13 protein-coding genes are annotated in these 15,303 nt (G+C 43.0%); 10 read left to right on the forward strand and 3 right to left on the reverse strand.

Going from position 1 to position 15,303, the window contains the following annotated elements; all coding sequences use genetic code 11:
* Nucleotides 1-192: 192 nt before the first annotated feature.
* Together cysI and MKX97_RS13930 are read right to left on the reverse strand one after the other, a co-directional pair.
* Nucleotides 193-1,920 carry an assimilatory sulfite reductase (NADPH) hemoprotein subunit gene (cysI, locus tag MKX97_RS13925; RefSeq protein WP_078818404.1) on the reverse strand — a complete coding sequence of 576 codons (1,728 nt, stop codon included), beginning with the start codon at nt 1,918-1,920 and terminating at the stop codon, nt 193-195.
* Between the two features lie 24 nt (nt 1,921-1,944).
* Nucleotides 1,945-3,765: an assimilatory sulfite reductase (NADPH) flavoprotein subunit gene (locus MKX97_RS13930; RefSeq protein ID WP_040759814.1), complete on the reverse strand. Its 1,821-nt coding sequence runs from the start codon at nt 3,763-3,765 to the stop codon at nt 1,945-1,947.
* Nucleotides 3,766-4,088: 323 nt separating this feature from the next.
* On the opposite strand from MKX97_RS13930, the gene MKX97_RS13935 reads away from it, so the two are divergent.
* From MKX97_RS13935 to MKX97_RS13950, 4 genes are all read left to right on the forward strand, one after another.
* Nucleotides 4,089-5,162 carry a DUF2157 domain-containing protein gene (locus MKX97_RS13935; protein ID WP_009498500.1) on the forward strand — a complete coding sequence of 358 codons (1,074 nt, stop codon included), beginning with the start codon at nt 4,089-4,091 and terminating at the stop codon, nt 5,160-5,162.
* A 16-nt stretch (nt 5,163-5,178) separates the two neighbouring features.
* Nucleotides 5,179-5,691, forward strand: a complete 513-nt coding sequence (locus MKX97_RS13940) for a GDYXXLXY domain-containing protein (protein ID WP_176132594.1) — start codon at nt 5,179-5,181, stop codon at nt 5,689-5,691.
* Nucleotides 5,692-5,996: 305 nt separating this feature from the next.
* Complete coding sequence (locus MKX97_RS13945) at nt 5,997-7,730, forward strand: AAA family ATPase (RefSeq protein ID WP_342536239.1); 1,734 nt, start codon at nt 5,997-5,999, stop codon at nt 7,728-7,730.
* Between the two features lie 198 nt (nt 7,731-7,928).
* Nucleotides 7,929-8,084 (forward strand): DUF1540 domain-containing protein, encoded by a 156-nt coding sequence (locus MKX97_RS13950; RefSeq protein WP_078818406.1) that lies wholly within the window; start codon nt 7,929-7,931, stop codon nt 8,082-8,084.
* Nucleotides 8,085-8,152: 68 nt separating this feature from the next.
* On the opposite strand, the gene MKX97_RS13955 is transcribed toward MKX97_RS13950, so the two are convergent.
* On the reverse strand, nt 8,153-8,560 hold the full coding sequence (locus MKX97_RS13955) for a PaaI family thioesterase (protein ID WP_342536240.1): 408 nt from the start codon (nt 8,558-8,560) through the stop codon (nt 8,153-8,155).
* A gap of 388 nt (nt 8,561-8,948) precedes the next feature.
* Between MKX97_RS13955 and speD the strand changes: the two genes are divergently transcribed.
* From speD to nspC, 6 genes are read left to right on the forward strand one after another with little or no spacing between them, the layout of a single operon-like run.
* On the forward strand, nt 8,949-9,773 hold the full coding sequence (gene speD / locus MKX97_RS13960) for an adenosylmethionine decarboxylase (protein WP_342536241.1): 825 nt from the start codon (nt 8,949-8,951) through the stop codon (nt 9,771-9,773).
* On the forward strand, nt 9,766-11,241 hold the full coding sequence (locus MKX97_RS13965) for an aminotransferase class I/II-fold pyridoxal phosphate-dependent enzyme (protein ID WP_342537512.1): 1,476 nt from the start codon (nt 9,766-9,768) through the stop codon (nt 11,239-11,241). Before speD ends, MKX97_RS13965 begins: the two co-directional genes overlap by 8 nt.
* Entirely contained in the window at nt 11,238-12,089 is an 852-nt protein-coding gene (gene speE / locus MKX97_RS13970; RefSeq protein WP_342536242.1) for a polyamine aminopropyltransferase, read from the forward strand. The genes MKX97_RS13965 and speE overlap by 4 nt, the downstream gene beginning before the upstream one ends.
* Nucleotides 12,079-12,939 carry an agmatinase gene (speB, locus tag MKX97_RS13975; protein WP_342536243.1) on the forward strand — a complete coding sequence of 287 codons (861 nt, stop codon included), beginning with the start codon at nt 12,079-12,081 and terminating at the stop codon, nt 12,937-12,939. The genes speE and speB overlap by 11 nt, the downstream gene beginning before the upstream one ends.
* Before the next feature lie 16 nt (nt 12,940-12,955).
* A complete protein-coding gene (locus MKX97_RS13980) occupies nt 12,956-14,155 on the forward strand; it encodes a saccharopine dehydrogenase family protein (RefSeq protein WP_342536245.1) in 1,200 nt (399 codons plus the stop codon).
* Nucleotides 14,156-14,165: 10 nt separating this feature from the next.
* Nucleotides 14,166-15,302: a carboxynorspermidine decarboxylase gene (nspC, locus tag MKX97_RS13985; protein ID WP_342536247.1), complete on the forward strand. Its 1,137-nt coding sequence runs from the start codon at nt 14,166-14,168 to the stop codon at nt 15,300-15,302.
* The last annotated feature ends 1 nt before the right edge of the window (nt 15,303 follow it).

The following is a 15,303-nucleotide window of genomic DNA, read 5'->3' on the forward strand; positions in this document are numbered from 1 at the left end:
AAACTCTCTCCGCACTGCACCAAAGTTCCGTTACACCGAGCCAAGCCATTTCCAGACAGAACCAATCCTTCCATGCACCGCACCTTCTCTCTTTCCGCTGACCGGCCGAAATAAACATATTTCCCTCCATAAAAAAGCCCGAAAAGTCAGGTGAAAATGACTTCTCGGACAACTTCGTTTTTCTGCAAACTATTAAACTGTATGAAAATTTGTTCCATCCGTAGTCGCTGCCACTATTCCGGCACGAATGACAAAGTCCCCAAAATGTTCACCTGCTTCACGCTCTTTCGCATAGCGATTCAGGATTGGCTGCAATTCACTTAAAATTTCCTTCTCTCCGATGTTTTCCCGATAGATTTTACTCAGTCGTTCACCGGCAAATCCACCGCCTAAGTACATATTATACTTACCTGGCCCTTTTCCAATGAAACCGATCTCCGCTAACGCCGAGCGTGCACAGCCATTCGGACAACCTGTCATCCGTGTCACAATCTCTTCATCGCCAAGACCCGCCTCATCCAGCAAGCCTTCGATCTTTGTAATTAATGAAGGTAAATAACGCTCTGCTTCCGCCATTGCCAAGCCACAAGTCGGCAATGCGACACACGCCATGGAATTACGTCGCAAAGACGATTGCGAAGTGGCAGACTCCAATTCATAGCGAGCAATGATCTTCTCGATTTCTTTCTTATTCGTAGTCGTCACATCGCCAAGAACCAAGTTTTGATTTGGACTTAAACGAAAGTCACCTGTATGGATTTCTGCAATTTCCCGTAAAGCAGTCATCAGTTGATAACCTTCTGTATCACGGATCCTGCCATTTTCCACAAAAAATGTGTAATTCCAACAATCGTTCGTCGCTTCGACCCATCCATAACGATCTCCTGTGTGATCAAAATGATAAGGTCGAGCCTCTTCCAATTCCCATCCGAGACGGCTATGGAGTTCCCCAATGAGCCAATCCAGCCCACGTGCATCAATTGTATATTTGAAACGTGCGTACTTGCGCACAGAACGATTTCCATGATCTCGCTGAATCATCATCAGCTGCTTGGCAACTTCAACGACTTGATCCGCCGGTATATAACCAATCAATCGGGCCAGCTGTGGGTACGTCTGCTCGTCACCATGCGCCATACCCATTCCGCCGCCTACTGCTACATTGAATCCCTTCAGCTTGCCGTTCTCTACAATCGCAATCAAACCGATATCTTGCGAGAAAACATCCACATCATTCATCGGCGGAACCGCAATCCCGATCTTAAATTTCCTCGGCAAATAGGTTGCTCCATAGATTGGCTCCACTTCGGTTTCTTCCGTACTGTCGATTACTTTTTCGCCATCCAACCAGATCTCATGATATGCACTTGTCTTCGGTAATAAGTCTTCACTCAGTCGTTTCGACCATTCAAAGACTTCCGCATGGATCGGTGATTCGTTTGGATTTGGACTACACATCACATTCCGGTTGACGTCTCCACAAGCTGCAATCGAATCCAGTAATGCATCGTTCATTTCCTGAATGTTTTTCTTCATATTCCATTTCAAAATCCCATGCATCTGGAATGCTTGTCGAGTTGTCAATTTCAATGTACCATTACCATATTTATGTGCCAGTTCATCCATTACAAGCCATTGTTTCGGCGTAGCAAAGCCAGCTGGCGTACGGACCCGTATCATGAATTGATAGGCAGGTTCCAATTTTTGACGCTGACGCTCTGTCCGCACGTCCCGATCATCTTGCAAATAACTACCATGAAACTTCATCAGCCGGTTATCATCGTCCGGTATTCCAGCACTGATTGAATCCTTCATCGTATTGATCAGATTCCCCCGCAGGTAATCACTTTCAATTTTTATTTCTTCCACATCACTTGGCGGTCCGTCTTGTATATGGACTCGTTTTGTTGTTGAAGCCATTTCACCATTCCCCTTTCATTTGATTTAATAGACATCTCGTTGATAACGTTTCTCCTGAATCAGTTGCGTCATGAATTGCTCTGATTCTTCCAACGTTTTTCCGCCCTCCTGCTGAAGGATCTCCAGCAATGTAGCATGAACGTCTTTTGCCATGTTTTGCTCGTCACCGCATACATAGATTACAGCACCGTCTTCAATCCATTGATAGAATTCTTGACTCGCCTCTTTCATTCGATGCTGAACATATACTTTTTCTTCGGTATCACGAGAAAACGCCACATCCAGACGAGACAAGCTCCCATCTTTCACATAGTTTTGCCATTCTGTTTGATAATAAAAATCCGTCACATAATGCTGATCTCCAAAAAACAGCCATGACTTCCCTTCTGCGCCTGTCTCGCTGCGCTCCTCAATAAATGAACGGAAAGGTGCGATACCGGTGCCTGGGCCAATCATGATAATCGGCGTTTCAGGGTTTGTCGGCAAACGGAAGTTGTCATTTTTATGCACATAGACAGGCAGCGTATCGCCCGGTTCAAGATTTTCCGCACATTGAATGGAACAGACCCCTTGCCTGCTGCGTCCATGTGCTTCATAGCGAACTACTCCAACAGTAAGATGTACTTCATCCGGATTGGCTTGTAGGCTACTAGCAATTGAATAAAGTCTTGCAGGCAGTTTACGCAGAATTCCGATCAGTTGTTGCTCGGAGGCTGAAATCGGTCCGAAATCCTTAAGTGCATCCAGTAAATCACGCCCTTCGATATACGTCCGCAATTCGGACGCTTGCTCTGATTCCAGTAGGTGTTTCAATCGTTCTGATTCAGAGTAGTTCGATAATTTTTCAAGCAGTGGTTTTGTCAGCACAGTAATCTCAAAGTAGTTTAATAGAGCAACACGGAGTGCACGACGCTCTCCTTGCGAATTAATTTCTACCGTTTCTTCGGGGTTCCAAGACCCTTCACCTATAACTTTATCAACTAACTCGGAATTATTTTCAGGAAAAATTCCTAAACTATCACCTGGTTCATATACTAAACCAGAACCTTCTAATGACAGTTCCAAATGTCTAGTCTCTTTATTTGATCCTCGCCCGTTTAGGTTTATATTCTCCAGTACTTCAGCGCGAAACGGATTCATTCGAGAATATTGAGTGGAGGTTGTGTTTTCGACTTCTAGACTAGCTGCCGCAGACTGTCCGCCAGTCTGAATTTGTAATGCGACTTCCACTGCTGCCAACCACTGTGCAGCCGGCTCATCATAATCCAAATCACAATCAACACGCGGCGCTAGCGGGGTAGCTCCCAACTCCGAAAGTCTTTTATCAAAGTCTGACCCCGTCTTGCAGAAAAACTCATATGAACTATCTCCGAGTGCCAATACGGAATACTGAAGATGATCCAGTTTTGGAGCTCGACGTCCATGTAAGAATTCGTATAGAGGCAACGCTGTGTCAGGCGGGTCCCCTTCTCCATGTGTACTGACTACCAGAAGTAAATGCTCAAGTTTTTTCAATGTAGTTGGCTTGAAATCGCTCATTGACTGGATCGTCACATCGAAGGATTGTTCTTTTAATTTCGCTGCCGCTTGTTCAGCAACCCCTTGCCCATTGCCTGTCTGGGAACCATAAAGAATAGTTATTTCTTTCACTGCGGTCGGCACCTCTATTGCCGGACGTTCAACAACAGCAATATGACTCCCGCTTGGCGGAGATGTTGCCGCACTGATCGCTGTCAAATAGCCGCTCAGCCAATTTTGCTGAGTTTCCGTAATGCTAGGCAGCAGACGATTCAGCAATTCTACTTGCTCTTCACTAAAAGGACTGTTCGTTACTTGTAACGCCACATTCATCACCCTCGCAAACTAATATAGTATTCTCTTTTGTCATCATCTCATCGACAAGACCCAACCAGCCTGTCAACTTCAGTTAAAAGATGTTTACATTGTATTATGATTATTCCTATTAGTCAAGTAGGTTTTTAGTGAATTGAGTTGGATTTCAGACTTTTTAGACAGGATTTCCACCCGAAGTATACTAAAAAAACATTCAACTTCCCGTGTGTTTTTCCAGTATGATAGTAACCTAAGAAAATCTAAGCGCTAGGCAGATGTAACTTTATACAAAATATTACGTCTACTTAGTACTGACATGATAGGAGGGAAAAGGAGTGAAGAGAAAAGTAAGCAAACCACAGTACGCTTTCTTAAAACAAGAATTCAACTTTCTTGAGCAACATGGAAAACTAGAATCAGAGGATGCTAAAGACTTACTTGCACTTTACGAACCAAAGGGCGCGACGAATTTCGTACGTTTATTGCTTGTCTTCGGAGCTATATTGGTAGGGGTTGGCATATTAAGTTTCATAGCCGGCAACTGGGATGGACTGATTCCATTTTCTAAATTCGGATTAATTGTCATCGCATTTATTTTATCGTATTCGGCCGGATACAAATTGGAACCAAACTATGAAAGAACAGCTCGCAGCATGTATTACATTGGAGCAGCTATTTATGGTGCAGGCATTTTTCTAGTTGGCCAAAGTTTTCATTTGCAGCATACTGTCTACACGGACTTTCTATTATGGGCTGTCGGAATCCTTCCTCTCGCTTATTATCTGAAGGATCAACTTCTTGCCGTATTCGCAAGTGTTTTTTTAATAATCTATAGTTTTACAGCTTTCGAACCTGGCAGTTTCGGACCTTATTGGTTACTATTACTTCTTCCTATCTTATTTTGGATGAATGAAAAAAGGTTTGGCAGGAAAAGTTCACTCTTTGTCATGTCGACCTTGCTGGCAACAGCATTTATTGTCAATACGCTGGAAGCATTCCATTTTGACGAATGGATCTCCATGTTGATCGTCTTTACCGGTGGTCTGTTGATAGCTTTATTTCCTATCAAACATTTCCGTACGGAGTCATCTTGGATTGGTTCTTTCCTATTTGGTACTGTGGGTATCATGCTGACCTTCCCCTATTCTTGGAGAGAATGGCAGTTGGAAACCATTGCACCTTATATATTCACTGCTTTATTCATTATCCTATTGGTTTATTTCTTGAAGCAAAACAGCCTGCCCGCAATTTTGATCACTTGTGCGTTAATTTATCGGTATTACACAGACATCACATATGACTTCATGCCAAAGTCTTTATTTTTCATAATTGGCGGCTTGCTTTTGATCGCATTCGGATTCTGGTTTGAAAAATCACGACGAGAGACGGTGAAGCGCCATGAAGAATAAAAGGAATCTATTTCTAATGGCCTTTATTGCTCCACTCGTTGTACTTTTGTCTATGACGTGGAAACCGTTGTGGACACTGAATGTCGGTACGCCAATTTTATTGGAGACCGTGCCTGTCGATCCTCGTGATATTTTATACGGAGATTATGTCAGCTTACAGTTTGCTGTGGAAGAAGTTCAAGCGAAAGACATGGACCCAGCTTTATTGAAAGAACTTTCAACTGAATCATACGGAAAGATGGTTGTCTATGCCGTGTTGCAGCAGGAAGACAAAAACAAATACGGACTAAAAATGGTGACTGCAGAAAAACCCGATAGCGGGGTATTTTTGAAGGGACGTATGCATTATTACGGTCAATCTCCATATAATCCGCAAACGACTTATTACGCCAACTTTCTGCCCGATCGTTTCTATGTCCCTGAAAATACAGGCAAGCGTCTAGAGGATCTTTCGCGTGAAGGACAGCTCATCGCAAAAATAAAAGTACACAACGGGTATGCCGTGTTACAGGATATTGTTCAGAAATAAGGGGTGTCTGAGAAGTCATTTCCAACTGACTTTTCAGGCGACTCTTTTTTATATGGGAGGCTTTGGTTCGCTCCTTTCCCGTTCATGAAAAAAGACGATCACTAAGAGAATCTCCTGATTTTCATTGTATACTCTTCGCGTTTACCTCCTTTTCAATTCTAGCGCCTAGTAATAAATCGCTAACTTGCTAGGTATTTACTCACAACGTAAAGAATTTGTAACTATTTCGTAGGCTTTTGTACTGTTCAAAACTACTATTTTTCATTATACTTTGAAGTAACTTAGAAAAGGAGCTGTAGCTGACCTTGAAGCCTATCTCGAAATTAGCATCAAAGATTCTAATTTTAGTCCTCTTTGTCACGGCGATCGCTGCAGGAGTCACATGGAACTATTTACAGGGAACTGGTGGGCAGGAAATCTCTTTTGCAGAGATGGAAAAATTGATTGCTGAGCAATCAGGTGCTGCGCTGACGCTGAATGAATCAGCTGATGGAGAACTCTCCCTTACACTAGATAATCAGACATACTTCACCATGGTCCGTCCACAAAGTACGTTAGTGGACGATCTAGTGCAAAAATATAATATATCTTATCAATATAAAACAGCCGGTTCAGCTGGAGGATGGATCATTGGGGGATTAGTATTGGCAGCTCTCGTCACATTGTTCCTACTCCACAAAAAAGGCAAGTTAAATATCGGAGCGTCCGGCATGAAACATCAGGCATCTAAAGCAACACCACTGCCCGATATTACACTTGAGGACATCGGCGGTCTTCCACAAGAAATGAAAGAAGAGATCCAGCAAACGTTGGAAATTTTTAAAAATCCAGGAACTGCCAAAGACATGGGCATTGAATTACCAAAAGGGATTTTGCTGTATGGTCCCCCTGGAACAGGCAAAACACTGTTGGCTCAAGCAATGGCGAAGGAGATCGGTGCCACTTTCTATTCTTCAAGCGGTGCTTCTTTCACTGAATTATTTGTAGGGGTCGGTGCTTCGCGTGTCCGGACATTATTCCAAAACGCCCGTAAACAAAGCCCTGCTGTTATTTTTATTGATGAAGTGGATGCGCTGGCCGGAAAACGGAAAGAGCATGGCGGTGAGGAATCTGAAAAAACATTAACCGAATTACTTGTTCAATTGGATGGCGGTAATGACAATGATGGTGTACTGTTCATCGCGGCAACCAACCGAAAAGATATGCTAGATGATGCGTTCTTGCGTCCCGGCCGTATCGATTTCACATTCAACGTGCAGTTACCCGATACAAAAGGACGTCGGGAAATCATCGATATCCATACAAACGGTAAAACATTAGCGCCAAACGTCACCGCTTCTTTAGATACTCTTGCTGAGAGCACATCTGGTTTTTCAGGAGCTGAAATCAGCGGATTATTTGAAACGGCCAGCCGTCGCGCAATCAGAGAAGGGCGCAAGCTGATCGAAAAGCATGATTTGGATTTTGCGATAGACCGGACGATTCTCGGGAATACAGCGCGCACTCTGAATGATCAGGAAACGAAGCGCCGAGTTGCCATTCACGAATCAGGTCATGCGCTTATCGCCGCATTGACCAAACCAGGTTCCGTAAGAAAAGCGACCATTATTCCTCGCGGACAAGCGCTCGGCTATGTGGCGCCTATTCAAAAAGAACTGCATTTATCAACAGCCAGTGAATTACTGGATCAAGTGAGTATGATTTTAGCTGGCGGTATTGCAGAACGTATATACTTAGGCGAGCATAGTATCGGTGTTGGCGGTGATGTCGAACAAGCGAAAGACATTCTTGACCGTATGGTGAATACAGGCTTATTTCAAGATGGTTTCTCTTTGATCTTCAATAAAGCCGAAAAAGAAGAGAAGATGCAAATGCTCTTTAATCAGGCGGCGCAAAAGACCGAATCCTTAATTAAGGAACACGCCTATCAATTTGAGGAATTAGTCAATGCTCTTTATAAAGAAGAAACGCTCGAAGGCGAGGAAGTTCAGCGAATTGTAGAGTTACCTTCTCCTAAAGAGACGGTTGTATTAGTTTGATCCCCCTACTAATTTAATCACCATAATCTGCAACAGCTGCGATCATTTGAAATGCTCGCAGCTGTTTTTCATTCTATTTCAGAGTCGCTAAATCATACAAACGCACTAATCACTCAATCTGATTACGCCTTTTCACTCTAATTGTTCAGCATGAATTCAATCTTTCTGGGCATTAATATGAAAAGGGAGGTGTGTCGAATGGCAAAAGACGTATTATGCGAAGTGACGAATTGTCATTTCTGGGAATCCGGCAACCAATGTGGTGCAGAAGAAATAAAAGTAGTGACCAGAAAAGGAAAAAAAGCAAAAGACTCCGCAGAAACAGATTGTCAGACCTTTATTCCAAAAGGATGACCACCCACCAACAGCCAAGCATTCAAGCTTGGCTGTTTTTCATTCATGTCGCCAACTTTACAGCACCGTCATTTCAATTTAAAAGTGGCAGTACAATGTGCGACCAACTCGTCGTTTTCATTAAACAATTTACCTTCCACTAACGCCGTACTGCGGCTCCGATTGATCACGGATGCTTTGGAATAGACGGACTCCTGAACAACCGGCTTCAGAAACTGCGTTGCCATTTGAATGGTCATGACATCATCCGAGCCAAGTGATCGGCAAAGCATACCCATCGTCGTGTCTAAGATAGACATATACATACCGCCGTGAATTGTACCACGCACATTATCATACTCTGGGCGGTACGGCAGATATAATTCCACATCTCCCTCTTCCAGCTTTTTCGTCTGTAAACCTGCAAATTTCCAAAATGGACTCGTTTCAAAATCTTGCCGTACTTTTCCCAAATATTCAACTGTCGTATTGTTCATTTAATTACCTCCATAAGAATAAGATGTTTTACCCTATACCATATCGCAATCTTCTTTGTACGACAATTCATAACTTTTGTTATTACACAAAATATCGTCATATTTTTTTCAAAAAAAAGGGTTTGTTTTTTTGCAATTTTCCTTTATAATGAAATCAATTTCATAAGTTTTTTAAATTTAGGAAGAGTAATTCTGTGAGTATTTCACCAAGCTGATCACCTGTTATGTAATAGACTAGAGGATATCCTCTAAACGTATATCGTCTTTTATATACAAGCCAACAGAGTAAAGGTCTCTCTCCAATCTGTCATGTTTGTGCACGCGCATGTAGATTGGGGAGGGATTTTTTTATGCACATAGATTTGAACAATACGAATAGAAAGGACGGATGTTAGGGTTGGAAAATAAGCTGAAGCTCTACGGCTTTAACAACCTCACCAAAACTCTTAGCTTCAACATATATGATGTAAGCTATGCGAAAAGTAGACGAGAGCAAAGTGAGTATATCGCCTATATTGACGAGCAATATAATTCAGATCGATTGACTAAGATTCTATATGATGTGACCGAAATGATCGGTGCTCATGTATTAAATGTCAGCAAACAAGACTACGATCCCCAAGGCGCGAGTGTCACGTTAATGATTTCGGAGGAAAAGTTTCCTGCTTCACAGATCGATCCTTCTTGCAATCAAGGAGCTATACCTTTTCCTCCAGATAAAGATTCTGTCGTTAGCCATTTAGATAAAAGTCATGTGACGGTCCACACGTATCCCGAGTATCATCCTGATAACTCAATTGCGACATTCCGGGTGGATATTGATGTGTCGACATGTGGAGAGATTTCTCCACTGAATGCACTGGATTATCTGATTGGCAGCTTTGATTCGGATATCATCACAGCAGATTACCGAGTGCGAGGCTTCACGCGATCCGTCGACGGTAAAAAGTTATTTATGGATCATGCCATGACTTCCATCCAAGATTTTATTGATCGAAAGACTTTGGAGAAGTACGACGCGATTGATGTTAATGTGTACCAATCGAATATTTTCCATACAAAAATGCTGATTAAAGAAATTGATCTGCAAGATTACCTATTCAATAAAGATGTTTCAGAACTTCCACCGAAGGAACGGCTTCAAATCTCTCATAATTTACGAAAAGAGATGATTGAAATTTTCAGCGGTTCCAACGTTTATGAAAATGAGTGAGGAGAAAATCGTGACACATTCACAACAAAGAGCCCCTATCATGGAAGCGTTGCAGCACTATCAAGCTGCTCGCGTCGTCCCATTCGACGTACCAGGACATAAACACGGACGCGGTAACAGTGAGTTGGCTGCGTTCCTAGGTGAAACCTGTCTGCAACACGACGTAAATTCAATGAAACCACTCGATAATTTATGCCACCCGGTTTCAGTCATCAAGGAAGCTGAAATATTGGCAGCCGAGGCATTTGGCGCAAAACATGCTTTCCTGCTCGTTAACGGCACGACATCTGCAGTTCAAGCGATGATCATGACAGCCTGTAAAGCAGGAGAGAAAATCATCATGCCGCGCAATGTCCATCGCAGCGCGATCAATGCATTAATCTTAAGCGGCGCCGTGCCTGTTTACGTCAATCCCGGTGTCAATGACCCACTTGGTATTCCGCTCGGTATGGCAGTCGAAGAAGTGAAACAAGCCATCTTGGAACATCCTGACGCAAAAGCGATACTGATCAACAACCCAACGTATTACGGAATTTGCTCTAATTTAAAGGAAATTACTGAACTAGCACATGAATACGAAATGCTCGTACTGGTGGATGAAGCACACGGCACGCATTTTTATTTCAATGACCGACTTCCTGCATCGGCTATGTCTGTCGGCGCTGATATGGCTTCCGTCAGCATGCATAAATCAGGCGGGTCGCTAACACAAAGCTCGTTCTTATTGATCAACAATGAAGTAAGTGAAGGCTATACACGTCAAATCATTAATTTGACTCAAACGACGAGCGGCTCCTACCTATTGATGTCATCACTCGATATCTCGCGAAAAAACCTGGCACTGCATGGTCAGGAAATCTTCGATAAAGTAATTGAAATGGCCCAATATACACGAGATGAAATCAATAAAATCGATGGTTTCTATGCGTACTCAAAGGAATTGATCAATGGGGATACCATCTTTGATTTCGATGAGTCGAAGCTGTCAATCCATACGCGCGGAATAGGTTTGGCGGGCATTGAGGTGTACGATATTTTGCGCGATGAATACGATATCCAAATCGAATTCGGCGATGTGGCGAACATCTTGGCTTACATTTCCGTCGGTGATCGAAAGCTTGATTTGGAACGACTCGTAGCTGCGTTGACTGAAATCAGACGACGTTATAAAAGGGACTCAAGCACTTTATTCGACCATGAATATATCAATCCTGAAATCATTCAAACACCTCAACAGGCATTTTACGCGCCCAAAGAAAGAGTATCATTACAAAGTGGAGTCGGCCGCATTGCCAGTGAATTTGTCATGTGCTATCCCCCTGGCATACCGATCGTCGCACCAGGTGAACGTGTGACAAAAGAGATTATTGACTATATCGAATACTGCAAGGAAAAAGGTTGTTTCTTGACGGGAACCGAAGATCCAAATGTAGAAATCATCAATGTAGTGAAGGAGGCTGACCGATGAACCTGTGGTATACCGAAGATCATTCACCGCATGTACGCTTTTCTTTTCGTGTAGAAGAGCATTTATATACGGCAACAAGTGAGTTTCAAAAAATCGATGTATTTCAATCAACAGAGTTTGGCCGGATTCTGACACTGGACGGCTATGTTATGGTGACGGAAAAAGATGAATTCATTTATCATGACATGATTGTTCACGTTCCAATGGCAACGAACCCGGCGATTGAAAAAGTGCTGGTGATTGGCGCTGGTGACGGCGGCACGGTTCGCGAACTGACGAGATATCCAAACATCAAACAAATTGATATGGTAGAAATCGATCAACAAGTAGTGGAAGTTTGTCAGAAGTTTCTCCCGCAAACTGCTGCTCAGCTGACAGACCCACGAGTAAATCTATATTTCGAAGACGGACTGAAATTCGTCCGTCAACAGGAAAATGCATACGACTTGATCATCGTCGATTCTACGGATCCATTCGGTCCAGGCGAAGGTCTCTTCACGAAAGAATTTTATGGCAATTGTTATAAAGCACTAAATGAGGAAGGCATTTTAGTGAATCAGCATGAAAGTCCTTTCTACGCAGAAGATGCACGCGGTATGCAGCGTGCTCATAAAAGCATCATGGGCTTCTTTCCAATCTCCAAAGTGTATCAAGCCCATATACCGACTTATCCGTCAGGCCACTGGCTGTTTGGCTTTGCATCCAAAAAATATCATCCTATTGATGACTTGCAGGCGGATATTTGGAATGAGCTTGGATTGAAGACAAACTATTATAATACTAAATTGCATGTCGGTTCTTTTGCATTGCCTAATTATGTAAAGGAGCTGTTAATCCATGCTGAATAAAAATATTGAAACATTTCTTGGTTTCGATGCTGATTACCAAGAGTCTTCTATCGTTATTTTCGGGGCTCCATTTGATTCCACGACGTCCTTTCGACCTGGTACACGTTTTGCCAGCAAAGTGATGCGCAGCGAATCATTCGGTCTTGAGACGTATAGTCCCTATCAAGACGCAGATTTGACGGACTACCCCCTCTTCGATGGCGGCGATTTAGAATTAAGTTTCGGCAATACGGAACGTGCATTGGAACAAATCGAGCAATTCACCGCAAAGATTTTAGAAGATCAAAAAATCCCTTGCATGATCGGTGGTGAGCATCTTGTCACTTTGGGTGCTGTTCGTGCGGCGGCAAAGCGCTACCCGGATCTGCATGTCATTCAATTCGATGCTCATACAGATTTACGTGAAGACTATTTAGACCAGCGTCTATCGCATGCTACCGTCATTCGAAGAGTTTGGGATCTTCTTGGAGACAATCGGATTTATCAATACGGCATCCGCTCAGGAGATCGCCCTGAATTCGAGTGGGCTGCTAAACAGCATGTTTTTATGAACAAATTTAATTTTGATGGACTTGAAGATACAGTGAAAGAGTTACAAGGCAAACCCGTCTATTTGACGATAGACTTGGATGTGCTCGATCCTTCCGTCTTCCCTGGAACGGGGACGCCTGAAGCTGGAGGTGTCAGCTTTATGGATCTTCTGTCAGCCATACTGACGGTCAGCAATTTAAATATCGTGGCATGTGACGTCAATGAACTATCCCCTGTTTACGACCAAAGCGGTGTATCGACGGCTGTCGCTTGTAAAGTTGTACGGGAATTAACAATTGCACTTAATAAAAAATTATAAATTGGTGGTGTTTTTAATGGGAAAAGCATTAATTATCGGAGCTGGCGGTGTAGCCAGTGTAGTGGTTCACAAATGTTGTCAAGTACCTGATGTTTTTGAGGAAATTTGTATCGCAAGCCGTACGAAATCAAAGTGTGATGCCTTGAAAGAAAAATTAGAAGGCGGCCGTACAAAAATACAAACTGCTCAAGTAGATGCCGACAATGTCGCGGAATTAGTGGAATTGATTAACGAATTCAAACCAGATATCGTGATCAATGTCGCGTTGCCTTATCAGGATTTAACGATTATGGATGCATGTCTAGAGACGAAAGTGGACTATTTGGACACAGCGAACTATGAGCCTCTCGACACAGCAAAATTTGAGTATAAATGGCAATGGGCATATAAAGAAAAGTTTGAAGAAGCCGGGATCACTGCATTGCTTGGCAGCGGCTTCGACCCTGGCGTAACCGGTGTTTTTTCTGCTTATGCCTTAAAACATTACTTTGACGAAATCCATACAATTGATATTGTAGATGCCAATGCAGGCGATCACGGCTACCCGTTCGCAACAAATTTCAATCCTGAAATCAATATTCGAGAAATCACTGCGAATGGCCGCTATTATGAAAAAGGCGAGTTTGTGGAGACAGCGCCACTCGAAGTGAAGCGTGTCTATGACCTACCTGAAATCGGTCCGAAAGATGTCTATTTGCTCTATCATGAAGAACTGGAGTCATTGGCGAAAAATATTACCGGTATCGAAAAGATCCGTTTCTGGATGACCTTCTCTGAAAAGTATCTAACACATTTACGTGTACTTGAAAATGTAGGCATGACATCTATTGAGCCCATTGAATTCGAAGGACAGCAAATTGTACCGCTACAATTTTTAAAAGCTGTTCTGCCAGACCCAGCTTCACTTGGACCGCGTACAAAAGGAAAAACGAACATCGGTTGTATTTATCAAGGAACAAAAGATGGAGAACCTAAAACCTATTACGTCTATAATATTTGCGATCACCAAGAATGCTACCGAGAAGTCGGCTCACAGGCAATTTCCTATACAACAGGCGTGCCTGCGATGATCGGTGCCATGATGATGCTGACTGGTAAATGGAAAAAACCTGGCGTCTTCAATATCGAGGAATTCGAACCTGATCCGTTTATGGAAGCATTGAATGAATATGGTTTGCCGTGGCATGAAGATTTCAATCCGACATTGATCGACTGAGGAGAATGACATGAACTTCGATGTGAAAGCAGTCCCTTCACCAAGTTATGTGGTGGAGGAGCAGCTGCTCATAAACAACTTACAAAAAATGAAATCCATCATTGATCAAACCGGTTGCAAAATCTTGCTCGCTCAAAAAGGTTTCTCCATGTTTGAAGTATATCCTTTAATCAGCAACTATTTAAATGGCGTAACCTCAAGCGGCTTGCTGGAAGCTCGGCTCGGCTATGAAGAAATGGGTAAAGAGGTCCACACCTATTCACCTGCTTTTCAGGAAAATGAATTTGATGAGATCCTCCGTTATTCCGATCATTTGGTCTTCAATTCATTCGCACAGTGGGAGAGATTCAAAGGGCGAGTCCAGAAGAGTGAAAAACATATTGAATGCGGCATCCGAATCAATCCCGAATACTCGGAGATTGAAGTCGATATGTACAATCCCTGTTTTTCGCATTCCAGATTTGGCGTGACGTTAGCTGATTTCGCGCCTGATCAACTTGATGGCATTAGCGGTCTACACTTCCATACGATGTGCGAGCAAAACTCCGATACATTATGGCGCACCGTTCAAGTGGTCGATGAAAAGTTCGGACCGTATCTGAAACAAATGAAATGGATCAACTTTGGCGGCGGACATCATATTACACGCGCTGATTATGACATCGCAACATTAATTCATTCGATTAATTTCATGAAGGATAAATACGGCTTGGACGTCTATTTGGAGCCGGGCGAAGCTGTTGCGCTCAATACAGGTTTCTTGGTTGCTACAGTGCTCGATACATTGCATAATGGCATGCCGATTGCGATTCTTGATACCTCGGCTTCATGTCATATGCCTGATGTGTTGGAAATGCCGTACCGTCCTGAAATCATCGGAGCCAGCTTACCGAATGAAAAACCCTATACGTATCGTTTGGGCGGTCCTACTTGCCTGGCTGGTGACGTTATTGGAGACTATTCTTTTGATTCGCCTTTAAAGACCGGTGATCGTCTTGTATTTTGCGATATGGCCCACTACTCGATGGTGAAAAACAATACGTTCAATGGGATGAATTTGCCGTCCATCGCGCTGCATACAGTTGAAGGAGAAACTAAAATTGTTAAACAATTTGGCTATGAAGATTTCAAAGGACGACTATCCTAAT

Source organism: Sporosarcina sp. FSL K6-3508 (assembly GCF_038615825.1).
Lineage (GTDB): Bacteria > Bacillota > Bacilli > Bacillales_A > Planococcaceae > Sporosarcina > Sporosarcina newyorkensis.

What these genes read in the sequence shown, in the direction of transcription:
- MKX97_RS13980 (WP_342536245.1), top strand. Translation starts at nt 12,956, where the DNA reads ATGGGAAAAGCATTAATTATCGGAGCTGGCGGTGTAGCCAGTGTAGTG.
- speD (WP_342536241.1), top strand. Translation starts at nt 8,949, where the DNA reads ATGTTAGGGTTGGAAAATAAGCTGAAGCTCTACGGCTTTAACAACCTC.
- MKX97_RS13950 (WP_078818406.1), top strand. Translation starts at nt 7,929, where the DNA reads ATGGCAAAAGACGTATTATGCGAAGTGACGAATTGTCATTTCTGGGAA.
- MKX97_RS13965 (WP_342537512.1), top strand. Translation starts at nt 9,766, where the DNA reads ATGAGTGAGGAGAAAATCGTGACACATTCACAACAAAGAGCCCCTATC.
- speB (WP_342536243.1), top strand. Translation starts at nt 12,079, where the DNA reads ATGCTGAATAAAAATATTGAAACATTTCTTGGTTTCGATGCTGATTAC.
- MKX97_RS13940 (WP_176132594.1), top strand. Translation starts at nt 5,179, where the DNA reads ATGGCCTTTATTGCTCCACTCGTTGTACTTTTGTCTATGACGTGGAAA.
- MKX97_RS13955 (WP_342536240.1), bottom strand. Translation starts at nt 8,560, where the DNA reads ATGAACAATACGACAGTTGAATATTTGGGAAAAGTACGGCAAGATTTT.
- speE (WP_342536242.1), top strand. Translation starts at nt 11,238, where the DNA reads ATGAACCTGTGGTATACCGAAGATCATTCACCGCATGTACGCTTTTCT.
- cysI (WP_078818404.1), bottom strand. Translation starts at nt 1,920, where the DNA reads ATGGCTTCAACAACAAAACGAGTCCATATACAAGACGGACCGCCAAGT.
- nspC (WP_342536247.1), top strand. Translation starts at nt 14,166, where the DNA reads ATGAACTTCGATGTGAAAGCAGTCCCTTCACCAAGTTATGTGGTGGAG.